This is a genomic window from Flavobacteriales bacterium (genome assembly GCA_016712535.1).
In the GTDB taxonomy this organism is placed as follows: domain Bacteria; phylum Bacteroidota; class Bacteroidia; order Flavobacteriales_F; family PHOS-HE28; genus PHOS-HE28.
Genome location: JADJQW010000002.1, coordinates 931,395 through 956,396, shown reverse-complemented (window position 1 = coordinate 956,396; position 25,002 = coordinate 931,395). Strand labels below are relative to the sequence as shown.

Annotated in this window: 19 protein-coding genes; 17 read left to right on the top strand and 2 right to left on the bottom strand. The window is 62.7% G+C overall.

The features are described from left to right. The first annotated feature begins 384 nt into the window (after positions 1 to 384). From IPK70_03905 to IPK70_03890, 4 genes are all read left to right on the top strand, one after another. On the top strand, positions 385 to 6,807 hold the full coding sequence (locus tag IPK70_03905) for an amino acid adenylation domain-containing protein (GenBank protein ID MBK8226303.1): 6,423 nt from the start codon (positions 385 to 387) through the stop codon (positions 6,805 to 6,807). A gap of 9 nt (positions 6,808 to 6,816) precedes the next feature. After that, the gene (locus IPK70_03900) at positions 6,817 to 10,758 is read left to right on the top strand and encodes an amino acid adenylation domain-containing protein (GenBank protein ID MBK8226302.1); all 3,942 of its coding nucleotides are present in this window, start codon (positions 6,817 to 6,819) and stop codon (positions 10,756 to 10,758) included. A gap of 104 nt (positions 10,759 to 10,862) precedes the next feature. Beyond that, the gene (locus tag IPK70_03895; GenBank protein ID MBK8226301.1) at positions 10,863 to 11,576 is read left to right on the top strand and encodes a hypothetical protein; all 714 of its coding nucleotides are present in this window, start codon (positions 10,863 to 10,865) and stop codon (positions 11,574 to 11,576) included. A gap of 20 nt (positions 11,577 to 11,596) precedes the next feature. Beyond that, positions 11,597 to 12,346, top strand: a complete 750-nt coding sequence (locus IPK70_03890) for a 4'-phosphopantetheinyl transferase superfamily protein (GenBank protein ID MBK8226300.1) — start codon at positions 11,597 to 11,599, stop codon at positions 12,344 to 12,346. A gap of 9 nt (positions 12,347 to 12,355) precedes the next feature. On the opposite strand, the gene IPK70_03885 is transcribed toward IPK70_03890, so the two are convergent. Beyond that, complete coding sequence (locus tag IPK70_03885; protein ID MBK8226299.1) at positions 12,356 to 13,819, bottom strand: AAA family ATPase; 1,464 nt, start codon at positions 13,817 to 13,819, stop codon at positions 12,356 to 12,358. 94 nt (positions 13,820 to 13,913) lie between these two features. Here IPK70_03885 and IPK70_03880 point away from each other — a divergent pair, with 94 nt between their 5' ends. The 5 genes from IPK70_03880 to IPK70_03860 are packed head-to-tail and all read left to right on the top strand — an operon-like array spanning position 13,914 to position 17,967. Next, on the top strand, positions 13,914 to 14,663 hold the full coding sequence (locus IPK70_03880; GenBank protein MBK8226298.1) for a hypothetical protein: 750 nt from the start codon (positions 13,914 to 13,916) through the stop codon (positions 14,661 to 14,663). Between the two features lie 4 nt (positions 14,664 to 14,667). Further along, positions 14,668 to 15,465 carry a DUF3822 family protein gene (locus tag IPK70_03875; GenBank protein MBK8226297.1) on the top strand — a complete coding sequence of 266 codons (798 nt, stop codon included), beginning with the start codon at positions 14,668 to 14,670 and terminating at the stop codon, positions 15,463 to 15,465. Further along, a complete protein-coding gene (locus IPK70_03870) occupies positions 15,453 to 16,013 on the top strand; it encodes an RsmD family RNA methyltransferase (protein MBK8226296.1) in 561 nt (186 codons plus the stop codon). The genes IPK70_03875 and IPK70_03870 overlap by 13 nt, the downstream gene beginning before the upstream one ends. Next, positions 16,010 to 16,477, top strand: a complete 468-nt coding sequence (coaD, locus tag IPK70_03865) for a pantetheine-phosphate adenylyltransferase (protein MBK8226295.1) — start codon at positions 16,010 to 16,012, stop codon at positions 16,475 to 16,477. Before IPK70_03870 ends, coaD begins: the two co-directional genes overlap by 4 nt. Next, complete coding sequence (locus tag IPK70_03860) at positions 16,474 to 17,967, top strand: TlpA family protein disulfide reductase (protein MBK8226294.1); 1,494 nt, start codon at positions 16,474 to 16,476, stop codon at positions 17,965 to 17,967. Before coaD ends, IPK70_03860 begins: the two co-directional genes overlap by 4 nt. 13 nt (positions 17,968 to 17,980) lie before the next feature. Here the strand turns inward: IPK70_03860 and IPK70_03855 are convergent, their stop codons facing one another. Next, the gene (locus IPK70_03855) at positions 17,981 to 18,421 is read right to left on the bottom strand and encodes a hypothetical protein (GenBank protein MBK8226293.1); all 441 of its coding nucleotides are present in this window, start codon (positions 18,419 to 18,421) and stop codon (positions 17,981 to 17,983) included. Positions 18,422 to 18,961: 540 nt separating this feature from the next. Between IPK70_03855 and IPK70_03850 the strand changes: the two genes are divergently transcribed. From IPK70_03850 to rlmB, 8 genes are all read left to right on the top strand, one after another. Continuing rightward, the gene (locus tag IPK70_03850) at positions 18,962 to 19,354 is read left to right on the top strand and encodes a hypothetical protein (protein MBK8226292.1); all 393 of its coding nucleotides are present in this window, start codon (positions 18,962 to 18,964) and stop codon (positions 19,352 to 19,354) included. A 7-nt stretch (positions 19,355 to 19,361) separates the two neighbouring features. After that, on the top strand, positions 19,362 to 20,069 hold the full coding sequence (locus IPK70_03845) for a DUF2490 domain-containing protein (protein MBK8226291.1): 708 nt from the start codon (positions 19,362 to 19,364) through the stop codon (positions 20,067 to 20,069). Between the two features lie 4 nt (positions 20,070 to 20,073). Next, the gene (locus tag IPK70_03840) at positions 20,074 to 20,739 is read left to right on the top strand and encodes an SCO family protein (GenBank protein MBK8226290.1); all 666 of its coding nucleotides are present in this window, start codon (positions 20,074 to 20,076) and stop codon (positions 20,737 to 20,739) included. 94 nt (positions 20,740 to 20,833) lie between these two features. Then, a complete protein-coding gene (locus IPK70_03835) occupies positions 20,834 to 21,394 on the top strand; it encodes a L,D-transpeptidase (protein ID MBK8226289.1) in 561 nt (186 codons plus the stop codon). Positions 21,395 to 21,422: 28 nt separating this feature from the next. Next, positions 21,423 to 22,733, top strand: coding sequence for a DNA recombination protein RmuC (gene rmuC / locus IPK70_03830; protein MBK8226288.1), 1,311 nt, complete (start codon positions 21,423 to 21,425; stop codon positions 22,731 to 22,733). Beyond that, complete coding sequence (locus IPK70_03825) at positions 22,730 to 23,404, top strand: hypothetical protein (GenBank protein ID MBK8226287.1); 675 nt, start codon at positions 22,730 to 22,732, stop codon at positions 23,402 to 23,404. The genes rmuC and IPK70_03825 overlap by 4 nt, the downstream gene beginning before the upstream one ends. Next, on the top strand, positions 23,379 to 24,011 hold the full coding sequence (locus IPK70_03820; protein ID MBK8226286.1) for a GWxTD domain-containing protein: 633 nt from the start codon (positions 23,379 to 23,381) through the stop codon (positions 24,009 to 24,011). The genes IPK70_03825 and IPK70_03820 overlap by 26 nt, the downstream gene beginning before the upstream one ends. Positions 24,012 to 24,094: 83 nt before the next feature. Next, on the top strand, positions 24,095 to 24,832 hold the full coding sequence (gene rlmB / locus IPK70_03815) for a 23S rRNA (guanosine(2251)-2'-O)-methyltransferase RlmB (protein MBK8226285.1): 738 nt from the start codon (positions 24,095 to 24,097) through the stop codon (positions 24,830 to 24,832). Positions 24,833 to 25,002 lie beyond the last annotated feature (170 nt).

Here is a 25,002-nt window from a genome sequence, read left to right as displayed (position 1 = left end):
AGTACGCTGCTGGATTCGCCGGCTTGACAACCCGACCACTTGGAAAATTGACCTGCAATTGCCTTCAGCCGGAAGTCATCTCGAAGGGACGAGTAGCACCGTCCATCACGACATGGAAGGAGCGCGGATCCCTGATCATGTGAACGCCTATCGGTTGAGCGGCGAGGAATATCCGCCATCAGGCCGCTTCACCACCGACCTACTTTCGCCAGCGCCAATACACGCTCGGCAACCCGTGCCACGCACCCTGCGTTCCAAGGCCCCGGAACAGATGTTCAACAATCAGCGGCGCGCTTGCTCTCCACCGATCCGAGGAGCAGGGGCGCCTTCGCATTACAAGCATCCATACTGATGGCAGATCGCCCCAATAACCTCTTCAACCTGATGGCAGCTCCCGAGGGCTCCCGAATCGCCCTGGTTGATGGCACCCACGAACTCACCTACAGCAGCCTTTTCGAGCGTTCGAATCGCATAGCCGCCTTGCTCAACGCCTCCAGTGCTGTTCCGAACCGCACCATCGGCCTCTGCCTCGACCGCTCCCCCGAGCTCGTCATTTCCGTCCTCGGCATCGTGCAGGCCGGCGCCGCCTATGTGCCCATCGACCCCACCTACCCGGCCGAGCGCATCGCCGGCATGCTGGAGGATGCCCAACCTCCGGTGGTGATCACCAGCAAGGCGCACCAGCACCTCTTCAAGGGCACCTCGGCCAAGGTCATCCTCATCGAGGACATCGACCTGGAGAACGGTCCCGTGTTCGAAGGCCCCTGCCCAGCCACGCCGGACGACCTGCTCTACGTGCTCTTCACCAGCGGAAGCACCGGCCGGCCCAAGGGCGTGGCCATGCACCACGCGCCGCTCACCAACCTGATCCAGTGGCAGCTGCGCACGAGCGTGTGCAAGGCGGGTGACCGGACCCTGCAGTTCGCACCCATCAGCTTCGACGTCAGCTTCCAGGAGATCTTCACCACGTTCGCCCAGGGCGGCACGCTGGTGCTGATCACCGACGAGGACCGCCTGAACAGCACGCAGCTGCTGCGGAAGATCATCGCGCAGCAGATCAACCGGATCATCGTGCCCTTCGTGGCGCTGCAATACCTGGCCGAGGCGGTGGAGCGCACCGGCGAAGTGCCGTCCACGCTGAAGGAGGTCTTCACCAGCGGCGAGCAACTGAAGATCACGCCCGCCATCGCGAACCTGTTCAAGCAACTGCCCGGCTGCCGCTTCTGCAACCAGTACGGCCCCACCGAGGGCCACGTGGTGAGCGAACTTGAACTCAAAGGAGATCCTTCCACCTGGCCCGCGCTGCCCAACATCGGTAGCGCCATCGACAATGTGAAGCTCTATGTGCTCGATGAGCAGATGAAGCCCGTTGCGAAAGGCGAAGAAGGTGAGCTGTATCTCGGCGGCGCCTGCGTGGCGAAAGGCTACATCGGTCGCGACGACCTCACGGCCGAGCGCTTCCTCGCGGATCCGTTCAACCCCGGCGGACGCGTCTACAAAACCGGTGACCGCGCCGCGGAACTCCCCAATGGCGAGATCGACTACAAGGGCCGCATCGACGGCCAGGTGAAGGTCCGCGGCTACCGCATCGAGCTCGGCGAGGTGGAGGTGGCCATGGAGAAGCACCCGGCCGTGGAGCAAGCTGTGGCCAATGTGCGCGAGGACCGTCCGGGCCTGAAGCGCCTGATCGGCTACTACGTCGCGAAGAGCGAGTTGAGCACCAATGACCTGCGCAAGCACCTCGCCTCCCTCCTGCCCGACTACATGCAGCCTTCCGCCTTCGTGGCCGTGAAGGAGCTGCCCCGCACACCCAGCGGCAAGATCGACCGCAAGGCCCTGCCCGCACCGGATGTGAAGCGCCCCGACCTCGACGTGGCCTTCGCCGCACCGACGAGCGCTGTGCAAAAGACGCTGGCGAACGTGTGGGCCGACCTGCTCGGCATCGACCGTGTGGGCATCGACGACAACTTCTTCGACCTCGGCGGCAACTCGCTGCTCAGTATCCAATGCGTGGCGCAGCTCGAAGGCAACGGCCTGAAGCTGCCGATCGTGAAGCTCTACCAGCATCCGACGGTCCGCGCATGTGCAGCCTTCCTTGAGGGTGATGCGAGCGCTGTTTCACCCGCCGACATGGCCAAAGCCCGCAAGGCTGCGGCTGGTGGGTCCAAGAAAGGCGACATCGCCATCATCGGCATGAGCGGCCGCTTCCCCGGCGCGGAGAACGTGGAGCAGCTCTGGAAGAACCTGCTCGCGAAGAAGAACAGCATCAGCACCTGGACGGCGGATGAGCTCGACCCGAGCATCCCCGCCGAGCTGCGCAACGACCCCGACTACGTGAAGGCCCGCGGCGTGATCGCCGATGCCGACAAGTTCGACCACGGCTTCTTCGGTGTGAACCCCAAGGTGGCCGCGCTGATGGACCCGCAGCAACGCGTGTTCCTGGAGACCGCGTGGGCCGCACTGGAGGATGCCGCCTACGACCCCGCGCAGTTCGCCGGGCTCATCGGCGTGTACGCCGGCATGGGCAACAACACCTACTTCACCCGCAATGTCATCGGCCATCCCGAACTGATCGAACAGGTCGGCGACTTCGCGGTGATGACGGCCAACGAGAAGGACTACATCGCCACGCGCCTCGCCTTCGAGTTCGACCTGCGCGGTCCGGCATTGAGCATCCACACCGCGTGCAGCACTTCGCTCGTGGCGATGGCCCAGGCCTTCAAGGCGCTGCGCGACGGCGAGTGCGACATGGCGCTGGCCGGTGGCATCGCGATCACCGCGCCGATCAACAGCGGCATCGTGTACAACGAGGGCGGCATGTACAGCCCTGACGGCAGCACGCGCACCTTCGATGCCAACGGCAAGGGCACCTCGTTCAGCGACGGCTGCGGCATCATCGTGCTGAAACGACTGGACGATGCGGTGCGCGAAAAGGACCACATCTACGCGGTGATCAAGGGTGCCGCGCTCAACAACGACGGCAGCGACAAGGCCAGCTTCACCGCGCCCAGCGTGCGTGGCCAGGCCGAGGTGATCGCCATGGCACAGGCCGATGCAGGCGTGACGCCCGGCGAGATCACCTACGTGGAAACGCATGGCACGGCCACCCCGCTCGGTGATCCGATCGAGGTCGAGGCGTTGACGCTCGCGTTCGGTGGAAAGACCAACGGCCAACACTGCGCCATCGGTTCGATCAAATCGAACATCGGTCACCTCACGGCTGCAGCGGGTGCGGCTGGTGTGATCAAGACCGCGCTCGCCATTCAGCAGGAGCAGATCCCGGCGAGCATCGGCTTTGAGAAGCCGAACCCCGCCATCGACTTCGCGAATTCGCCGTTCCGCGTGGCGCAGGACCATGTCGCTTGGCCGCGTGTGCCGGGCACACCGCGCATCGCCGGCGTCAGCAGCTTCGGCGTGGGCGGCACCAACGCGCACGTGATCCTCGCGGAACCACCGGTGGCCGTGGCCTCCAGCGCTTCCCGCAACAGGCAGTTGTTCCTGCTCAGCGCGAAGAGCAAGGCCAGCCTCGATGCCATGACGGAGAACCTCCGCAACTGGCTCGAGGCACACCCGGAAGCATCGCTCGCGGACGCCGCGTACACCCTGCAGGTGGGCCGTCGCCACTTCAAACACCGCCGCCTCATCGTGGGTGGCTCGCACGGTGAAGTGATCGAGGCAATCGCCAACAAGGACACCAACCTGATCGGCACGCGCGAACTGCACGAAGCCGCGCCCGGCGTGGTGTTCATGTTCCCCGGCCAGGGCTCGCAGTATGTGAACATGGGCCACGACCTCTGCGAGAGCGAGCCCGTCTTCAAGCAACACTTCGACCAGTGCTGCGATCTCTTCACCAAGGAATTCGGCACCGACCTCAAGGCCATCATCTTCCCGAAGGCCGGTGAAGAGGAAAAGGCCGCCGAGCAACTGAAGCAAACCATCTACACACAGGCCTCGCTCTTCACCATGCACTACAGCCTCGCGAAGCTGTGGATGCACTGGGGCATCGTACCGGATGCGATGATGGGCCACAGCATCGGCGAGTTCGCCGCGGCCTGCCTGGCCGGCGTGTTCTCGCTGGAGGATGCCGTGAAGCTCGTGGCCAACCGCGGCCGCATGATGCAGGAACTGCCCGGTGGCAGCATGCTCAGCGTCCGCGCGGCGGAAGAGGATGTACTGAAGAAACTTCCCGCCGGTTGCAGCATCGCCGCGAACAACGGCCCGCAGCTCTGCGTGGCCAGCGGTCCGCACGAGGCGATCGCGAAGCTGCAGGGCGAACTGGAGAAGGACGGCATCACCTGCAAGCTGCTGGTGACCAGCCACGCCTTCCATAGCCCCATGATGGATGCCATCGTGGATCCGTACCGGAAGGTGGTGGAGGGTGTGAAGCTGAGCGCGCCCCGCATCCCGATCGTCAGCACCGTGACCGCTGAATGGCTGAAGGACGACGAGGCCACCTCACCGAAGTACTGGAGCGACCACCTGCGCGCCACGGTGCGCTTCGCACAGGCCGTGAAGTTCGCCTGGAGAAATGCCGACCGCGTGATGCTCGAAGTGGGTCCGCGCACCACCGCGACCACCCTCGCACGCCAGCAGAGCGCGGACACCAAGAAGCAGGTAGCGGTGGCTTCGCTGGGCGATTCCGCCGGCAACGGCAACGAGCTCACGCAACTGCTGAAGGCCGTGGGTGGCCTGTGGCAGAGCGGCGTGCTCATCGACTGGAACAGCTTCTACGAGCACGAGGAGCGGTGCCGCATCTCCATGCCGACCTACGCCTTCGAGCGCATCCGTCACTGGGTGGATCCCGTGGCGATGGTGGCCGATGGTGGAAGGGCAGTTGCCTCCACCACGATCGAAGCGCCTGTGCCCAACAGCGGCGATGCGAACCTGTCTCCCAAGGAAGCGCTGATCGCGCAGATCAAGCACCTGCTGGAAGAGAGCTCCGGCCTGGAACTGGCGGAGGCCAGCAGCGAGGAGACCTTCCTGGAGATGGGCCTCGATTCGCTCTTCCTCACGCAGGTGGCGACCTCATTGAGCAAGAAGTTCGGCGTGAAGATCTCGTTCCGCCAACTGAACGAAGAGGTCCCGAACCTGGACAAGCTGGCGGACTACATTCTGCCACACTGGAACGGCGGTGTCCCGGCCGTAGGGGTCGACCATGGTCGACCCGCCGCGACCACGACAGCGACCGTGAATGCGCTTGAAGACGCCCCCGAACTGAAGAAGGTCTTCGGTGCGCAAGCGCGCATCAGCAAGGAGAAGGTGGACGACATGACGCCGCAGCAACGCGCGTGGTTCGACGCTTTCAGCAAGCGCTACATCGCCAAGACCGCGAAGAGCAAGGCCTTCACGCAGGAGAACCGCAAGCCGATGGCCGACCCCCGCGTGGTCACCGGGTTCAAGCCGCAGACCAAGGAGCTCATCTACCAGGTGGTGGTGGACAAGAGCGTGGGCTGCCACCTCTGGGACATCGACGGCAACGAGTACGTGGACATCCTCAGCGGCTTCGGCAGCTCGATGTTCGGCTACATGCCCGACTTCATCAAGAAGGCCTGTCACGAGCAGCTGGAGCAAGGCATCGAGATCGGCCCCATGCACCCGCTCGCGGCGGAAGTGTCAAAGCTCTTGTGTGAACTGACCGGTGCCGAACGCGCCGCGGTGTGCAACACCGGTTCCGAAGCGGTGCTCGGCGCCATGCGCATGGCCCGCACGGTGACCGGTCGCAGCCTCATCATCTCCTTCAGCGGCAGCTACCACGGCATCAACGACGAGGTGATCATCCGCGGCAGCAAGAGCAAGAAGAGCTATCCCGGCGCGCCCGGCATCATGCCCGAGAGCGTGCAGAACATGCTCGTGCTCGATTACGGCACTCCTGAGAGCCTGGAAATCATCAAACAGCGTTGCCACGAAGCAGCCGCTGTGCTGGTGGAGCCGGTGCAGAGCCGTCGCATGGAATTCCGCCCAGTGGATTTCCTCCGCGAGGTGCGCCGCATCACCCAGGAGAACGGCACCGCGCTCATCTTCGATGAGGTGATCACCGGCTTCCGCACGCACCCCAACGGCACGCAGGCGCTCTTCGGCATCCAGGCCGACATCGGCACCTACGGCAAGGTGATCGGCGGTGGCATGCCCGTGGGCGCCATGATCGGCAAGAGCGAATGGATGGACGCCCTCGACGGCGGCTACTGGCAGTACGGCGACGACAGCGTGCCGCCCGCCGGTGTCACCTACTTCGCCGGCACCTTCGTGCGCCATCCCCTGACGCTGGCCGCGATGAAGGCCGCGCTGGTGTACATGAAGAACGAAGGCCCGGCCCTGCAGGAGCGCCTCAACACGATAACCGAGGACATGGTGGCCCGCGTGAACGGGCTCTTCGACCAGTACCGGGTCCCCTACCGCTGGGTGAACTTCGGCAGCGCCTTCAAGACGAAGTACGACGAGAGCGTCAACTACACCGAGCTCTTCTTCATGCTGATGCGCTACCACGGCGTGCACGTGCTGGACTTCCCGCACTTCATCACCACCGCGCACAGCACGGCGGACATCGAGTTCATCATCAACGCGGTGGAGAATACCTGCAAGGAGCTGCGCGAGAGCGGCTTCATGCCGGAGCGCACCTATCCGATCCCCACGGTGAACAGCGTGCTGGGCGGCAGCTTGCGCAAACTGAGCGAACGCGTGATCAGCGCGATGGAGGCGCCAGTAGCCGGCGCGCGACTGGGCCGCACACCAAAGGGTGAGCCTGCATGGTTCGTTCCGGATCCGAAGCGGCAAGGGAAGTACTTGATGATCGAAACGGAAGAGAACTGAGCGATCCACATGGAGAAGTTCATCCAAGAACCCCGATTCGTCGCCGTTGACTTCGACCCCTTCACCGGGCCGTCGATCGAGCGCACCATCCCCACCACGGAAGCGCAACGCGAAGTGCTCACCGCATCCGAGATGGGCGTGGACGCGAGCTGTGCCTACAACGAGAGCGTATCGCTCGAGCTGAAGGGCACGCTCGACCGACCCGCCCTGGAGCGTGCGATGCACGAACTCGTGAAGCGCCACGAATCGCTCCGCTCGACGCTCAACGCCAGCGGCACGCGCATGCTGGTGACGGACGAAGTGAAATTCGAACTGCCCTTCACCGACCTCTCCTCGCTGAACGATACCGAGCGAGGCAAACAACTCGATGCCATCGCGCAGAAGGACATGACGACGCCCTTCGACCTGCGCAACGGCCCCCTCTTCCGCGCGCAGCTGATCAGGGTGTCCAGCGATTCGCATCTGCTACGCCTCTGTGGGCATCACGTGGTCTGCGATGGCTGGAGCCTCGGCATCATGATGGCCGAGATCAGCGCGCTGTACAATGCGGCGAAGAATGGCGGGGCGCCGAAGCTGCCCGAAGCGAACACCTTCAGCGAATACAGCCTGGCCTCCATCGACTTCGCGAAGAGCCCTGAGCACGCGTCGGTGGAACGCCACTGGCTCGACCTCTACAAAGGCCCCATCCCACGCCTGGACCTGCCCACCGACCGTCCGCGGCCGAAGCAGAAGACCTACAAGGGCAACCGCGTCGACCTGCTGCTCCAGCAAGATCTGGTACGCGGGCTGAAGGAAGTGGCCACCCGAAGCGGCGCCAGCTTCGTGACCACCTTGATGACCACCTTCGAGGTGTTGCTGCACAAGCTCACCGGCGACAGCGACATCGTGGTGGGATTGCCCGCCGCCGGCCAGAGCGACCTGGGTATGAAGCATCTGGTGGGGCATTGTGTCAACCTGCTTGCGCTGCGCAGCCGCATCGACGAGGACAAGGCCTTCATCGAGCACCTGAAGGCGCGTCGCACCGGCGTGCTCGACGCCTTCGACAACCAGAAGTACACCTTCGGCACCCTGCTGCGGAAGCTGAATGTGACACGCGAGCCGGGACGCATCCCGCTCTGCCCCGTGGTGTTCAACATCGACATGAACATGGACGATGGCGTGGGCTTCGACGGGCTTCAGCACCGCTTCATCAGCAACCCGCGCGCCTTCGAGAATTTCGAGCTCTTCCTGAATGCCACCGGCAACGAGGGCCATCTCACGTTGGAATGGAGCTACAACACCGACCTCTTCGACGAGGCCACGGTGCGCGGCTGGATGGACCAGCTCAACACGCTGATCAAGCGCGTTAGCGCCGCGCCCAATGCCACCATCGCCGACCTGGTCAGTGAAGCGGCCATCGTGGGTGAGCAGCAGATGCCGAAGCCCGAATGGCACGGCCGCGCCACCGCTTTCCCGAAGGTGGACATCGGCAGCCTCTTCGATGAGGTGGCTGCGAAGCACGCCGATCGCACCGCCGTGGAACTGCTCGACCAGAAACTGGACTACCGCGAACTGCAGCAGCGCGTGCATGCGCTCAGCAGCGCGCTCATCAACCTGGGCGTGAAGCCCGGCGAGCCGGTGGGCCTGTGCATGGACCGCAGCTTCGACATGGTGGTGGCCATGCTCGCGACATTGCGCGCCGGAGGCTGCTTCGTGCCTTTCGACCCCGCGTACCCAGCCGACCGCCTTGCCTTCATGTTCAGCGATACCGCTGTGAAGGTGATGTTGACGCAACGCCACTTGGCCAATGCCCTGCCGAAGCACAGCGCGAGGTACATCTTCCTCGATGAGGTGAAGGCTGGCGACGACACAACGGTTCCGAAGGTCTCGCCCGATGCGCCCGCGTACGTCATGTACACCAGCGGCAGCACCGGAACGCCGAAGGGCGTGGTGGTGCCGCATCGGGCCATCGTACGTCTCGTTCGCGAGCAGAATTTCGTGGCATTCGGCCCTGACCTCTGCTGGCTGCAGCTCTCGAACATCAGCTTCGACGCGAGCACCCTGGAGATCTGGGGCGCCCTGCTGAATGGCGGAAGGCTCGTGCTGCAAGCACAGCAGAAACCGACGCTGCCGGAGATCTGCGACTCCATCGCGAAGCACAAGGTCACCAGCGTATGGTTCACCGTAGGCCTCTTCAACATGCTCGTGGATGAGCAGCTCGATCGTTTGCGCGGGCTGAAGCACATCCTCACCGGCGGCGATGTGCTGAGTGTGCCCCACGTGAAGAAGGCCTTGAAAGCGCTCGGCCCCAACGTGCTCATCAATGGTTACGGCCCCACGGAGAACACGACGTTCACCTGCTGCTTCCCCATCAACAACGAAGCGAGCATCACCGACAGCGTGCCCATCGGCTTCCCGCTGAACAACACCACGGTGCATGTGCTCGATGAGCAGCGCAACCCCGTGCCTGTTGGCCGCAAAGGCGAGCTCTACACCGGCGGGGACGGCGTGGCGCTGGGCTATTGGAGGCGTGACGACCTGACGGCCGAGAAGTTCATCGACGACCCATTCAGCGGGAAGAGCGGCGCCAAGCTCTACCGTACAGGTGACATCGTGAAGTGGCAGAATGATGGCAGCATCGCCTTCATCGGCCGTGCCGATGGGCAGGTGAAGATCCGCGGCTTCCGCATCGAGCTGGGCGAGATCGAGAACGCCCTCAACGACCTGCCGAGCGTGAAGGACAAGGTCGTTGCTGCGCGACAGGACGGGCCCGGCGAGAAGCAACTCGCCTGCTATATCGTGCCTTCAGAGACGCATACAGGCGCGCACGATGAGCTGCTGAACACGGCACGAGAGCACCTGCGGGCCAAGCTTCCCCTTTACATGGTGCCCACCGGCTTCATGGTGCTGAATGAGCTGCCGCTGACGGCGAACGGCAAGATCGACCGTCGAGCGCTTCCAATGCCTGCCGCGCAGACGAGCGCTTTGAAGGCCGAGCATGTAGCGCCGCGCAACACCATCGAGCGCGCGCTCGCTGCGATCTGGAGCAAGGTGCTCAACGCATCGGACATCGGCATCCACGACGACTTCTTCGACCTCGGCGGCCACTCGCTCATCGGCATCCAATTGCTCGGCCAGGTGGAACAGCAATTCGGCAAGGCACTGCCGCTGAAGACGCTCTTCGAAGCGCCCACGATCGCCCAATTCGCCGATCTGCTCAAGGGCGAAGGAGCCGCGCACGACTGGAAGAACCTCTCGCTCATCCAGCCTGAAGGCGATGGCCTTCCCCTCTTCTGCGTGCATGGCGACGAGGCCAGCCACTTCATCCCGAAATACCTCGGCAGCACCCGGCCCTTCTTTGCCTTCTTCCACCAAGGCGAGGATGGCAAGCGCATTGAATACACGACTGTTGAATCCATCGCTTCTCATTTCATCCGTGAGATGAAACAAGCGAAGCCGAAGGGCCCCTACCTGCTCACTGGCTTCTCCTTCGGCGGCGTAGTGGCCTTTGAGATGGCGCAGCAGCTGGCTGCGGCCGGTGATGAGGTTCCATTGCTCGCGCTGATCGATACGTATTCGCCGGCCCTGCATGCCGCTGCGATCGAATCGGACAAGCGCTTCTACACGCCACTGAAGAACGCGATCTACCGTTGGATCGTGCGTCGTGCGTTGCGCAACGGAGGTACCGTGCCGGCGCGATTCCGCAACTTCCACATCATCGACACCTACGACAGCGCCGTGCTGGGCTACCAGCCGAGGCCATGGGCAGGGAAGATGATCGTGCTGAAAGCTGAAGGGTCATGGGGACCGAAGGAGATGGGATGGAGTGCGTTGGCGAAAGGCGGCCTGGAAGTGAAGGTGCTTCCTGGGGATCACTATAGCATCATCAAGGAGCCCCATGTGAAGGAACTCGCGTATGCGCTGGAGTCCGCTTCAACCTTTTCCGCTGCGGTCAATGCCACGCATGGCTGAAGCCCCTTCCCAACCTTCCCCTCATACCATGAAAGCGGTCCATCCGATGAGGTGCGTTGCCGGGATCCGCACGGTTACTTTGCCCGCAAACCCCGGAACCCTGCTTGCCTAGGAACTACCTGCTCAAACTCAGGACCCAGGGATCACGAACGCCTTTGGTGCTCGTGCTATGCGACGAAGCCAGCCGGCAAGTCCCGGTTTTCCTTGAATCGGACCGTCCTGTTTACGCCCTCAAGCATCAAGGCGATGATGGTCAACGCATACCGCTGAAAACGGTGGAGGCCATCGCTAGCCGCTACCTGGCTGACCTGCGAACGGCTGTTCCGAGCGGCCCTGCGATCATTTGCGGTTATTCCTTCGGCGGCGTGGTAGCGTATGAGATGGCACAGCAAATGGCCGCAGCCGGCGAGCGTCCTCCGTTGCTGATCATCATTGACGCATATGCCCCAGCCCTCCATCAGGATGCCATGGATCATGGTCGCAACTACCTGAATGTGCTCAAGGACCTCATAGCCGCCCAAGTCGTTGACCACCGGCTGCGCCATGGGATTCCGTTGAAAGGGAAGCTCAATCACTTCCACATCATCCGGACATACAGTCATGCTATTTCACTGTACCAGCCCAAGCCCTATGGTGGCCATCTGGCACTGATCCGCGCTGCGGATGGATGGGGCCCAACCGACCTTGGCTGGTACATGCTTGCCCAAGGCCGCTTCGTGATACGGGAAATGGACTGCGACCACGTATCCATCGTGAAATCGAAGTCTCGCGAGCTCACGGCATTGATCCGCCAGCTGCTCGAGGAGTTTGAGTGCTGATCCACGCCTTTCTTCGCAGCATGGCGTCCCTGGAGATCATGCTCCATTGCTCCCGTACCGAACGCATGGATCGGCAGGCCGGAAAACCGGACCAGCCGCGAACCGGAGAAGCGAAGCTCTGGCTCGCTTCCATCGCGGAGCTGCGCGCCGCTTCCGACCGTTATAAGGCCCTGCTCGATCCGGATGAGCGCATACGCGCTGAGCGCTTCCGGTTCGAGGCCGACCGTGAGCGCTTCGTGCTTGGTCATGGCTTCCTGCGAGAAACCCTGGCTGCTGCAATGGGAATAGCGCCAAGCGAGATCCGCTATGGCCGCAGCACGCATGGGAAACCGTTCATCGAAGGTCATTCGGCACGGTTCAACTTCAGTGACACCAAGGATGCCGTGCTCGTGGGCTTCACCGAACGAGCTGACCTCGGCATCGATCTGGAGACCATGACCCGTCGCGTGGATCACGATGCCGTCGCCGGCCATTACTTCACAGAAGAAGAGGTGGTTGCCCTTCAAGTGCTGGATGGGCCAGCGCGCAAGAGGCGCTTCCTTGAGTTATGGACGCGCAAGGAGGCCGTGCTGAAGGCCAGCGGCGTAGGGATCATGGAGGACCTGAAGGAGATGCGGGTCGAGGATGGCTCGAATTCCATGCGCGCTTCGCACCCGGAGTTCGTGAGCATGGCCGCCAGTGCTTACCACGTGCGCACCTTCCTGATAGGCGATGCGCACATCGTGAGCCTTGCAGCGCCCGTGCCTCTCGATGCCATATGGCTTCGGTGAAGCTCGCGTTCAGTCCTGATCGCCCCAGAAGCGAGGATGGAAGTTGAGCAGATGCAACCGGTCGGTGGCCCGCGTTACCGCGGTGTAGAGCCATCTCAGGTACTCGCTGTCGACCATCTCCTCCGTGATGTAGCCCTGATCCACGAACACCGTACGCCATTGCCCGCCCTGTGCCTTGTGGCAGGTGACGGCATAGGCGTACTTCACCTGGAGCGCATTCGCGTACGGGTCCTCACGCATCAGCCTCATCTGCTCACGGCGCGGCTTGCCGACATGGGCGGCCCGAACGCTCTGCAGAAGGAGCTTCATGCGCGGTGAAGGCAGTGCCGGTGATTCAGCAGCCAGCGTGTCGAGCATCACTTTCACCTCAAGCTCACGATCCACCTTGCCGCTCCACCAGCCTACGGTAAGGTCCGCGAAACGCAGCCCGTATCGTTCCTCAGTGCGATGCATCCGCTTCACGGTGATCGGTTCACCGTTGGCGATGAGCTCAGGTTTCCCGTTGACCCCGGCCCACAGGTAGTTGTTCTTCACGACCATGAGGCGGTCACCGGGGCTCAGCTCCTCTTCATAGCCGTGGATAAGGGCACGGACCTGCTGATTGTAGAGGTACGCACGCTTATTGCTGCGCGTGATCACGCACACTTCCTCGTCACCGTCTCGGGCATAGGCGCTCTCCAGCGCATCCTGCAAGTCGTGGCCATCTGTTCGAATGACATCCGCGAATGGGGTGAAACGCGGGATTGCACTTCCTGCTTCCTGATGAACCGACGCTGGCGCAAGAGCAGTGCTCGTGAGCAGTGCCCTCAGATCAGTTGCATTGCGAAGGATGCCCGATGCCTCCTCTTGCCGAACCACCTCGGTGAGCTCCACCGCACCAGCCATCAAACCGATCCTCCTCAGGGCCTGAACGCTAAGAGCAGGGCTGCGGTCGCTCCCGACCGGAGGCAGCTGTGCTGGATCACCGACCAGCAGCAATTTGCAACCAGGAGCCATGAACACGTGCTCGAGCAGGTCGCTGAGCAGGTCGCGCGAACCGAAGCCCTCATCCATGGAAGGCCCTCCGATCATGCTCGCCTCATCGACGATGAAGAGCGCGCCTGCATCCTTGTTCGGTGCTAGGCCAAGGGATAACCCATCCGCCTCTTCACCCACGCGGTAGATGCGCCGGTGAATCGTGCTCGCATCCTTGAGCGCGTGCGCCGCCAGCACTTTGGCAGCACGGCCCGTGGGCGCGAGCAGCACCACTGGTGTGCGCTGCTTCCGCAGCGCGATCACCGTGGCTCCGAGCAGGGTCGTCTTTCCGGTGCCGGCATAGCCCTTCAGGATCAGTGTCGCCATGGACTGAGGCGTTGCGATCAAGCGAGCGATCGCATCGATCGCACGCTCCTGCCCCCCCGTTGGCGCATGCCCCAAGCCTTCGCGGACGCGCTCGGTAATGGCCAAGTGCCCGGCATTTCGTTGGTGCGGCATCTTCACGGGAAACGGCGCTCCGCAGCTAGCGAACGCGCCGTAGCATGGGGTGAAATTATCCTACTTTTGGCCGCCTCGCAGACCCCTAACAACCATGAAGAGCATTGGCGGCTACGTATTTCCCGTCTTGTTGATCATCCTCGGCGGCATCGTGTTCATCCTGGCTGTGATGGATGGGCAGAATGTATGGGTGAAGCTGGGCGCTTTCCTGACGCTGCTTACTGGAGCTATGGCATTGCTGCTCCAAATGGGCATCCTTTCGCGTAAGGCCGGCGTGGCGGTCGGCCTGCTTTGCGCGGCCGCGGCCTTGTTCCTCGCATTCCGCAACTACCGTTCGGTAGCCAGCGAGATCGAATCGCGCGAAGCCAAGCGCGCCTATGACGACAAGATCAAGCAAGCCCTGACCGATGTCCGGGAAGCGCAGCGGAAGTACAAGCTGGCGAACGGAGCATATACAGGGAACCTTGAGGTGCTTCGGGACTTCGTCAAGCAAGGTACCTACCCGGTGATCCGTGCCATCGGCCAGGTGCCTGACACGCTAACGGAAGCGAGGGCGCTCGAGCTCGGTTTGATCGTTCGTGACACCATCCAAGTGAGCGTGCTGGACAGCACCTTCCGAACACGTAAGGCGCTGGAGGGGCGCGTTTTCCCATTCAGCCCTGATAGCTTCATCTACTCGCCCGTCACACGCAAGCCCTTCATCCTGAAAGCCGGGATGCTGGCCGTTAGCGGACGAAATGCGCCGGTGCTGCTCTGCAAAGACCCGAGTCCCTTGGTGGCCGGCGACACCTTGCAGTTCGGAAGCATGGAGAAGCCCACCGACGACGGCAACTGGCGCGAGTGAGGTCATGAAGAGCGGTGGCTGGAGCGCGCCGCGCTATGCGCCTTCCCGCGAACGGGCTTGGCACTTGAGCATCTTGATCAACCATGCCCAGTGCGCTTGGTGCGTGCACGACGTGGATACTGGAGTGCCCGTGGCGCTGCATTGGTCCGATGGGCACGGGGCGTTGGATGCGGATGCGCTGCCTGCGCAGCAGATAGCGACCAGCTTCGTGACGTTGCCGGAATGGAGCGCTTTCGTTCCAGAATCGGCCCTGACCCCGGGCACGGAGGCTCAGCATTTGAGATTGGTCCATGGCGGCCTTCCGACCGGTGCCATGCGCACGGAAGCCGTCGAGAGCCTGGGAGCCGTTTGCGTCTACCTCCACGACGACGAGCTTGAGCGCACCGTGCTCGACCGTTTCCCTAGTGCCCGGCCAGTGCCTATGCAATCGTTGATGGCGCGCGGCGCACTGGCTCGCTCATCCGACGGCCCCGTGCTGCTGATTCACCGCGGACACGACCGGCTTGATTGCGCCCTTGCCGATCGCGGCCGGTTGCTGCTGTGCAATTCGTATCCTGCTCGCAGCTCTCAGGATGTGCTGTACTACGCCTTGCTCGCCGCCGACGGCAGCGGCATCCGACCAGCTGACCTTGATCTCTGCTACGGCGGCACGCACCTCACGCAACACGAGCAGGACCTGCTGCAGCGTTACTTCCAGCATTCACGTGCGGCCGTAGCCCCATGGATCGGCCATGCCGAGGACCCGGGCACGACGCCACAGCGTTGGCTGGCCCTTCTCGAGCAGTTCGCATGCGCGTCATAGGCGGCAAATACCGCAATCGCCGTATCCATCCTCCTCCGGGAACCGATGCCCGGCCCACCACCGACTATGCGAAGGAGGGCCTTTTCAATGTGCTGCGGAATGAGGTACCGCTGGTTGGCGTGCGCGTGCTCGACCTCTTTGCCGGCACGGGCAACATCTCACTGGAATTCCTCTCGCAAGGCGCAGATGAAGTCGTGAGCGTGGAGAGCGATCGGCGCTTGCACGATTACATGGGCCGCTTGGCGGAAGAACTCGGCGAATCGCGCTGGCACCGGGTGCGCGCTGACGTGTTCACCTACCTGCGCTCGGCCATGGGTCCGTTCGACATCGTGTTCGCTGACCCCCCCTTCGCGATGGAGAGCATCGAGCGGCTGCCTACCTTGGTGCGGGAGCAAGGGCTGCTCGGCGCGGAAGGGCTCCTCATCGTGGAGCATTCCGAACGGGTGAGCCTAGTGCACCTGCCCGGATTCCGATCACAGCGGAGCTACGGACTGGTGCAGTTCAGCTTCTTCGGACAAAAAGAAACCGCCAACGACGCCTCAGCATGACAGCCCCCATCGCCGTCTTCCCCGGCACCTTCGACCCGATCACCATCGGGCATGTGAGCATCGTGCATCGCGCGCTTCCGCTGTTCAGGAAGCTGGTGATCGGCGTTGGGGTGAACAGCACGAAGCGAACGCTATTCTCGGAAGAACAGCGTCTAGCCTGGGCGCGCCTGGCCTTCACCGCGGAGCCGAAAGTGGAAGTGGTTTCCTTCACCGGCCTCACCGTTGACCTCTGCAAGCGCGTTGGCGCCGGCTTCATCGTCCGCGGCCTGCGCAACAGCACCGACCATGGCTATGAGCGCAGCATCGCTTTGATGAACCGGAATCTCTCTGAGGTGGAGACCATCTTCCTGCCGTCTGCCCCTGAGCACGCGCACATCAGCAGCACTATCGTCCGGGAGCTGCTGGCCAATGGCGCCGATGTTTCCGCGTTAGTGCCTCCGGGAGTAATGACGAAGCTGCCATGAAGAGGGTCATCGCCATCTGCTTTGCCCTTGGTGTCATGAATGGCTGGGCGCAAGAAACCGTGATCCGGCTCCAGGCGCCAGCTTATGCCAGCCAGGTGGCCCAGTTGTACCGCTATGATGACCTCTACACGCTGCGCGCGGTGCGAATCGGCAGTGCACTGTTGGACGCTGGCGGGAACGCAGAGCTCCAAGGGAACGTGATCGGTACAGCGCGCCTGCGGATCCGCATCGGCGATGTCCATGGCGACCTGTATGCGAGGTCCGGGGCGCGGTACATCGTCACGTTCAATCCGCCGGATGCCCGCACCGCTCGGACGGTCAGCGGCACCATGCGCACCGAGCTCTCCTTCAGCGACCTTGACCCGCTCGATATCAACGCGCTCACCAGCGACCTCAACTCGCGCATCGATGGGTTCATCGCAGAGGACCTTGCCACGGACGAGGCGGCCGGCATGCAGGCCCTACCTGTGATGAGGAAAGAGGCCACGGAAACGGATACCGTCCGTCGTCCGCCCACGCTCTTCGTGATGCCCGCTTTCAGCAAGGCGCGCATCGACAGCTTTGAGTTGCGGGTCCGCAATTTCTACCGCGATGTGAAGGACCCTTGGTTCGATCAGTACCTCACCTACAGCTTCGCCGGATTGCGCCACGGCCCGCGCGTGAACGAGGCGGAGCTTTTCAAGGCTTGCATCGGCGGGAAGCCGGTCCAGTACGACAACCCGGAATACGCACGCTTCATCCGCAGCTTCTTCGCCGAGCAGCTCGCGATGGCTCATCGGCTGCACGGCCCAGCGCTGATGCGCGCCTATGCACTGGCCGATGCTGACAGCCTGAAGGCCGTGCTGGCACGAAGCGATTTCCTCAAGGACGATCGGCTCTGCGAGCTGGTCCTCATCGATTTGCTGCATCAGCAGTTCCATGGGCCATCCGTGGTGAGGGCAAGCGCGCTGGCGATCCTCAAGCGATTGTCAGAAGGCTCGCTTCACCTGGAGCATCGGCGCATCGCGGCCAATGCTTACTGGGACCTCACAGCCATGCATGTTGGCGAAGCCCTGCCACCTGCGCGCGTGCAAGACCTCACTGGGCGCCATGCTTCTCTCGATAGCCTGATGAAGGGACCGGTGTGCGTCGTGGTCACTGCCGCATGGTGCACCTACTGCGATCAGGAGCTCCAAGGACTGGAGTCCCTTCACAAGGAATACGGAGATGCCGTGCCGGTGATCGCGATCTCCTTGGACAGCGAGCTCGATGCCGCTCGGCGCTATACGGAGCAGCGTCCCGGCATGTCGTTCATCTGGCTGCACGCCGAAGCCGAGCAGCAATTACGCGACGATTGGCGCATCGTGAGCCTGCCGGCTTTCTACCTGCTCAACGATGGCGTGCTGGCCAGATCGCCGGCACCGCCGCCAAGCCGAGGCCTTGGTGCACTGCTGCACAGTGCGAAGGCGAATGCGGCGGATGACGGCCGCGTGAAGGTGTGGGATGAATGATCCCGACGAGCGATCACACGTTCGCGCTCTTCAAGCCATCGAGCAAGCTGGCTAGCAGGGCATTCGCATCCGTGGTGATGGGCAGCTCGATCTGCAGGTGCCGCGCATCGCTGAACTGCTGGCCGTTGCGGAATCCCTTGCTGATGCTCAAGAAGAGCGATTGCGGGTATTCGCCGGTGAAGTGCAGCTGCACCGCATTCCCGCCCGCCATGCGAAGCACATAGCGCGGATAATGGCTCTTGGCATCGGCCCAAGCAGTATCCTCTTCGAGAACGATGCCTTGAGCACGGAGGTCCGCCGCCCATTGATCCATCACGTAATAGAGCGTGTCCTCGATGAAGATCTCCGGGTCGCGCGGCAGTTGGTTCTGGAAGGGATCCACTGGTGCCAGCAAACGAGAACGCGTGTGGCGCAGGGCTGTGGTCAGGTCGTCAATCTGTGCAGTGAAGGTCATTTCGGTCTTGGGCTCTTTCGCTGTTCGTGGGGCAAAGTATCAGACTGCGGCGTCATGGGCCAAGCCGCTTCCCTTTCTTTTCCACAATGGATCTCAACCGCCAACCGCCCTCCTGTTCGGCATCAGCCAAGCACTTGACGCCAATCATGAACTGCTTCGGCCAGAGATGCTCACTTCGCGTGACCGGATCATCGCACCCGATTCATGAACGCCCGGAAGCACCAGTTCAGGACGATGCGCGGCTTCTCACGCAGGGAGAATGCCCGCACCCCCATGGCCAAGTTGAACATCGGTCTCTCGTCCGGCGTGCTATGCGCGAACGTTTGCATGACCAAGCCGCAGGCCGATAGGATTGGAAGGGAGGTTCCCATTGGCTGATCAAGGATTTGGCCGTGCACGACGGAAGCCCTTCCGCAAGGAAGGGCTTTCTCGTTCCCCGCGACCAGTTCTTCATGCGGCCTGGCCTGGACCGGGCTTTCGCGAAACCCGGAACCGGCAGTGAATCACCCTCTACCTTTACCGCTTCTTAACAGGAAATCGATGAGGAAGAACATATGGCTGGTAGCGCTCATCAGCTCCACCGTGCTGGTGAGCTGCAGCAAGGAGCCGGGTGAGGGCGGCCGCGCTGAGATCCGCGGCTTGCTCTACGAGCAGCTCTACAACGGTTCCTCCGCGCAGGGGCAGCCTTATCCTGTTGCTGATGCGCGCGTGGCCATCATCTATGGAGATGGTGAATACGCCGATGACGATACCCGGACCGGTCCCAACGGAGAGTTCCGCTTCGCCTGGCTGCGCAAAGGCGATTACCGGCTGTACGCGATCAGTGAATGCCAGAGCTGCCCGAGCGGTGAGGAAGGCGTGTACCTCGATGCGACCATCACCGGCCGCAAGCAAGTGGTGAACGTTGGGACGATCACCATCCGCAACTACTGAGCGCGCGATGAGGACATTCCGCGCCCGGAAGACCGTCCTCTCAGCGGCGCTGCTTGTCGCCCTTGCTGCGGCAGCACAAGAGCCCTTGCGCCCAGTGCAGCGCCAGGAGCTCTGGGTCTCCGGCGCGGTGAGCACGCGCCTGCCCGAATCGTTGCACGGTCTGTTAGGCAGGCGCTATGATCGTTTCCGCGTGCGCGGAGAGCTGGGGTACCGCAGCGCTGATGTGTTCTTCGCCGGCCGGCAGATCTACCTCGACGTGAACCTGCGCTTCAAGCCCAGGAAATGGCTGGCACTGGCCGTGGAGCACCGCTTCGCCGGGCGCACCGGATCTCCCGGATTGCGCAACCGCAGCATCGTGCAGGCCGAATTGCAGAAGGAGGTCGGCCGCGCCACGGCAGAGTACCGCTTCATCTATCAGCATAGCTTCATCGAATGGGGCGGGCAGCGCGAAGTGTTCCGCAACCGTTTCCAGCTTGGCTACAACATCCCGAAATGGAAATTCGATCCGGAGCTCAGCGTCGAGTTCTTCACATGGGCCGGCTACAAGGGCTGGTCCTACTTCGGCACCCGCTGGCAGTTCGGCACGCAATACAAGCTGTCGAAAGGCCATTCGATCAGCGCATCCATCATTCACGACCGCGAGCGCGACAAGGCGTGGCCCACGCACCGATGGATCGGCTCATTCACGTATACGGCGAACCTGCGCGACCTTTGAGCGCTTGAACCCGTTGCTGCTCCGCATCACTGCCTTCTCGGTCATCGCCGCAGGGCTCGTCATCGCTGGCTACTTCATCATACGGCCCGGCGATACGCTGCCTGTGCTCCACCCCAAGCAGATCAATCCGCGCCTGGTGGATGCTGACGTGCGCTTGGCCGAGGGCGACCACCACATCAGCGATTTCGAACTGATCGATCAGCGAGGAGACACGATCACCCTCGCCACAGCGGAAGGACGCATCATCGTCGCTGACTTCTTCTTCACCACCTGCCCGACCATCTGCCCCAAGATGACCAAGAACCTCGCGCGCGTGCAGCAGGCCTATCCCGGTGATGCGCGGCTCATGATCCTCTCCCACTCGGTGACGCCCGAAGCGGACAGCGTGCCCGTGCTGGCCGCCTATGCCGCGTTGCATGGGGCCGATCCCGACCAATGGCATTTCCTCACAGGCGACCGGGAACAGATCTACCGGCTCGCGCGACGCAGCTACTTCGCCTGCCTCGACGAAGGCGATGGCGGCCTTCAGGATTTCGTGCATACCGAGAACCTCGTGCTCGTGGACAAACAGCGGCGCTTGCGCGGGTTCTACGATGGTACCACCGCAGCAGAGACCGACCGCCTCATCGCGGACATCGAGAAGCTGATGCATGAGAAGGGGCCGGAGTGATTCCTCGCCGGCGCGGGCTGAACTTCGCGCCGTGCGCGCATTGCTATTGATCCCATTGCTCCTGCTGGCCGATACCCTGCTTGCGCAAGCGCCCATGCCGGCCATGCACCCCAAGCAAGGCATCGCGGACCTGCTGTTGGAGTACATGGCCGCGCGCTATCCCGATGCACCCCGCCAACGCGACCTGCTCTACATCTCCGTGCGCCGCCAGCGGCTGTTCCATGTGCGCGACGGCCTTCTGCTGGCGGATTTCCCTGTTGCCACCAGCAGCAATGGCCTCGGTAGCTCCCAGGACAGCTTCCGCACGCCAACGGGATTGCATCGTGTGGCAGAGAAGCACGGCGCAGACGTTCCCCCGCTGGGCATACTCAAGGACCGCGAATTCACCGGACAGCTCGCCGACCCCGACTTCAGCGGCGTGGACAAGGACTGGATCACATCGCGGATCCTATGGCTCGATGGCCTGGAACATGGCGTCAACAGGGGCCAAGGGCTCGACAGCTACGACCGTTACATCTATATCCACGGAACTGCCAACGAGCGATCGGTAGGCACGCCCAGCTCTCGCGGCTGCGTGCGCATGCGCAACGCTGACGTGATCGCCCTCTTCACAGAAGTGCCTGTGGGCGCGCTCGTGGTGATCCTCGACAATTGAGGTCGCCACCCGAACTACCTTCGGGGCCATGCTTCCCGGCATCGCCATCGGCCTCCTCCTCGGCATCATCGCGGGCTATGCGCTGAGCGCCTGGCGGGCGCATCAAGCCGAAGCCCGCGCACTCGATTCGCTCCGCGCGGCGCATCAAGCGGAAAACGCCCTGGTGCAAGCACAGCTCGCGGAGCAGACCAGACGTGCCGACGACCGCGCCAAGGAAGTGACCAGCCTCGCCGCCCAGCTCGCAGCGGAGCAGGAGCGCGGTAAGCACGCGCAAGAACGGCTTGAACATCAGAAAGCCGAGCTGGATGAGATGCAGAAGCGCATGGCCACCGAGTTCGAGATGATCTCGAACCGCTTGCTGGCCCAGCGCGGCAAGGAGCTCAACGATCAGCATCAGGGCCGACTCACCGATATCCTGAAACCCTTGCAGGAGCGCATCAAGGACTTCGAGGAAAAGGTGCAGAGAGCATACGACGAAGAAGGCCGGCAGCGCTTCGCATTGAAGAGCGAGGTGGCCCGGCTGGTGGAGCAGAACCAGAAGCTGAGCCGGGATGCCAGCGACCTTACCCGTGCCTTGAAAGGCGACTCGCAGGCCCAAGGTGCTTGGGGAGAGATGCTCTTGGAGAAGCTGCTCGAATCGTCAGGCTTGGTCAAGGGCCAGGAGTACACCATGCAGGAGAGCACCACGCTGGCCGATGGCTCGCGCTTGCGGCCGGACGCCGTGGTGATGCTGCCCGAAGGCAAGCACTTGATCGTCGACAGCAAGGTGAGCCTGCTGCATTACGAGCGATTCGCATCGGCTGAGGATGATGCGGAACGGGACCGGATGATGAAGCTCTTCGTCGAGAGCATCCGTGCGCATGCGAAGGGCTTGGCCGAGAAGGACTACACGAAGCTCTACGGGGTCCAGAGCGTCGACTTCGTGCTGATGTTCGTGCCCATTGAGCCCGCATTCCTGCTCGCGCTGCGAGAACGGCCCGAGGTGTTCCAGGAAGCGTATGACAGGCAGGTGGTCATGGTGACGCATACCACGCTGATGGCCACCTTGCGCACCATCCATGGCATCTGGAAGAATGAGCGCATTGCCCGCCACCACTTGGAAATCGCCGAACGTGCTGGCCGGCTTTACGACAAGTTCGAAGGCTTCACGGTCGATCTCGGCCGTATCGGCAAGAGCGTGAAGGAAGCCAACGACAACTACGAGAAAGCCCTTAGCAAGCTGAGCGACGGGCCCGGCAGCCTGGTGCGCCAAGTGGAGATGCTAAAGACGCTCGGTGCGAAGACCAACAAAGGCCTCAACGAAAAGCTGCTCGTGAGATCCAGCGGGGAAGAGCCATGACACACCCAGCCCGAGCATACCTCATCGCAGCCGTCGTGATTGCCTCATGCCGCGGCAGCGCTCCCATACTGCAGCGCGACAACCTCGTGCATGTCTATGGGAAAGGACCGGCCAGCATCCGCCTCGACGCCCGCGTGCATCACCTGGACGAGGAGCGGTCGATGCTCTACTTCAAATTGAACACCGCTGATCTGCTCTACAAAGCCGATGGTGGCGGTCCATTCAAGGCTCGTGCGCGCGTCTCCTATGGGAGCTTCGCGAATTGGGAATCGCGGGAACTGCTCGATAGCGCCAGCACCCTGGTCCAGGACGCGAGCAGCGCTCCCACCGAAGAACGCGAGCTCATCGGCAGCATTCCGATGAACCGGAAAAGCGGTGCCAGCTTCGTGGTGAAGGTGGTGGCCCGTGACCTGCACCGCGACAACGAGAGCGCCGTGCTGATTCGCGTGGATGGGAGCGACGCCATGGCGCGCCAGCATTTCATGCCCATCGACCCGGCCAACGGCCTCCCGCTCTTCAGCGACCATCAGCCCGCCGGAGCGCCCATTGCCCTGCGTAACGAGGCCCTGGCCGGCGCTACGCTGCGCGCCACCCGATACCCCATGCCCCAAGGCATGCCCACGCCGGTGTTCAGTACTGAGGCACGTGAGCGGAACGATCCTGCCCCCTGACAGCAGCTTCCGCGTAGCGCTTGATCCAAGCGGCCGCCTGGAACTCCCGGCGATGAAGGCCGGCATCTATCACTTCGCATTGGATTCGCTCGCCTCGGGGATCGCCCCGGGCTATACCCTATTCCTGCTCGACAAGGCTTTTCCATGGGTCGATCATGGCGAGGACCTCTTGAAGCCCTTGCGCTTCATCACCAGCATGCAGGAATTCGAGCGTATCAGCAAGGAAGCGGATACGCGAAAGGCCGTGGAGCGCTTCTGGATCGATGCCTCCGGCGACCGCGAGCGTGCGCGCGAAGCCATTCGAATCTATTACGGACGCGCCGAGAACGCCAATCGCCACTTCAGCGCGCTCACCGAGGGCTGGCGCACCGACCGGGGATTGGTGCATATCATCTTCGGCACGCCGAGCACCATCTACCGCAGCGATCGCGGTGAGACCTGGACCTACGGCGAGGAGAACAACATCATGAGCCTCACCTTCAACTTCGTGCGCCGCAAGAGCGCGTTCACCGAAAACGATCTCTGGCTGGAGCGCGATGCCACGTTGAAAGGAGCCTGGTACCGCAACGTGGAGAGCTGGAGGAACGGAAGGGTTTACCAGAACTGAGGCGAAGCGGTTGCGCTCTGGAAGGGACGGACGTCAATCGGCAAGTTGAATCGGATCAAGATCATCACGGTCAGACAACACGAATGCGCGACAAGGATCTGGTATGCGGGACACACGCGGTGATCGAGGCGATCCGTGCTGGCAAGAACGTGGAGAAGCTCTTGTTGCGCCGCGAGGCCGGCGGCGATGGGATCCGTGAAATCCGCGCTTTGGCCCTGGATCGCGGCATTCCTTGGCAGCCCGTACCGGTGGAGAAGCTCGACCGGCTCACCAAGACCGAGCACCAAGGTGTGATCGCCTTGCTCAGCCCTGTCGATGAGCAGGACCTGGATGAAGTGATCACGATGGCGTATGAACGTGGCGAAACGCCCTTGATCGTGGCGCTCGACGGTGTGACCGACGTGCGCAACCTGGGCGCCATCGCACGCAGTGCCGAGTGCTTCGGCGCGCATGCGCTGCTGGTGCCCAAGCAAGGAACGGCGCGCTTGGGAAGCGATGCTGTGAAGAGCAGCGCAGGTGCCTTGATGCGCAAACCGGTGTGCCGGGTATCCCGGCTGAGCGAAGGATTGAACCGCGCGCGCGCGCATGGGCTCCGCGTCGTGGCATTGACCGAAAAAGGAAATGCGGACCTGCATGCCACCGACCTGAGCGGACCCTTGGTCGTGGTGCTGGGCGATGAAGGCGAGGGCGTCTCCGACCCGGTGCTGCGCATGGCCGATGCCTTGGCACGCATCCCAATGTCCGGTGAAATCGGCTCGCTGAATGTGAGCGTAGCCGGCGGCATCGCTTTGCATGCCGTGCTCCTTGCCCGAAAGGGCTGACCGGATCCATCGTTGTTCCGCGCCAGCTCGGCGACTTGTTGCCGGGGATCCATCGATCCGTGACCGGAACCTTCCTGAACGCCTCTATGTATAAGTCGCCCGGAAAACGCCCGGTCGCTGCGGACTGCTCATCCGCAAGACCCTGAACGACAGGACCATGAATAGAATAG

What these genes read in the sequence shown, in the direction of transcription:
- IPK70_03905 (MBK8226303.1), top strand. Translation starts at nt 385, where the DNA reads ATGGCAGCTCCCGAGGGCTCCCGAATCGCCCTGGTTGATGGCACCCAC.
- IPK70_03900 (MBK8226302.1), top strand. Translation starts at nt 6,817, where the DNA reads ATGGAGAAGTTCATCCAAGAACCCCGATTCGTCGCCGTTGACTTCGAC.
- IPK70_03890 (MBK8226300.1), top strand. Translation starts at nt 11,597, where the DNA reads ATGGCGTCCCTGGAGATCATGCTCCATTGCTCCCGTACCGAACGCATG.
- IPK70_03885 (MBK8226299.1), bottom strand. Translation starts at nt 13,819, where the DNA reads ATGCCGCACCAACGAAATGCCGGGCACTTGGCCATTACCGAGCGCGTC.
- IPK70_03880 (MBK8226298.1), top strand. Translation starts at nt 13,914, where the DNA reads ATGAAGAGCATTGGCGGCTACGTATTTCCCGTCTTGTTGATCATCCTC.
- IPK70_03875 (MBK8226297.1), top strand. Translation starts at nt 14,668, where the DNA reads ATGAAGAGCGGTGGCTGGAGCGCGCCGCGCTATGCGCCTTCCCGCGAA.
- IPK70_03870 (MBK8226296.1), top strand. Translation starts at nt 15,453, where the DNA reads ATGCGCGTCATAGGCGGCAAATACCGCAATCGCCGTATCCATCCTCCT.
- coaD (MBK8226295.1), top strand. Translation starts at nt 16,010, where the DNA reads ATGACAGCCCCCATCGCCGTCTTCCCCGGCACCTTCGACCCGATCACC.
- IPK70_03860 (MBK8226294.1), top strand. Translation starts at nt 16,474, where the DNA reads ATGAAGAGGGTCATCGCCATCTGCTTTGCCCTTGGTGTCATGAATGGC.
- IPK70_03855 (MBK8226293.1), bottom strand. Translation starts at nt 18,421, where the DNA reads ATGACCTTCACTGCACAGATTGACGACCTGACCACAGCCCTGCGCCAC.
- IPK70_03850 (MBK8226292.1), top strand. Translation starts at nt 18,962, where the DNA reads ATGAGGAAGAACATATGGCTGGTAGCGCTCATCAGCTCCACCGTGCTG.
- IPK70_03845 (MBK8226291.1), top strand. Translation starts at nt 19,362, where the DNA reads ATGAGGACATTCCGCGCCCGGAAGACCGTCCTCTCAGCGGCGCTGCTT.
- IPK70_03835 (MBK8226289.1), top strand. Translation starts at nt 20,834, where the DNA reads ATGCCGGCCATGCACCCCAAGCAAGGCATCGCGGACCTGCTGTTGGAG.
- rmuC (MBK8226288.1), top strand. Translation starts at nt 21,423, where the DNA reads ATGCTTCCCGGCATCGCCATCGGCCTCCTCCTCGGCATCATCGCGGGC.
- IPK70_03825 (MBK8226287.1), top strand. Translation starts at nt 22,730, where the DNA reads ATGACACACCCAGCCCGAGCATACCTCATCGCAGCCGTCGTGATTGCC.
- rlmB (MBK8226285.1), top strand. Translation starts at nt 24,095, where the DNA reads ATGCGCGACAAGGATCTGGTATGCGGGACACACGCGGTGATCGAGGCG.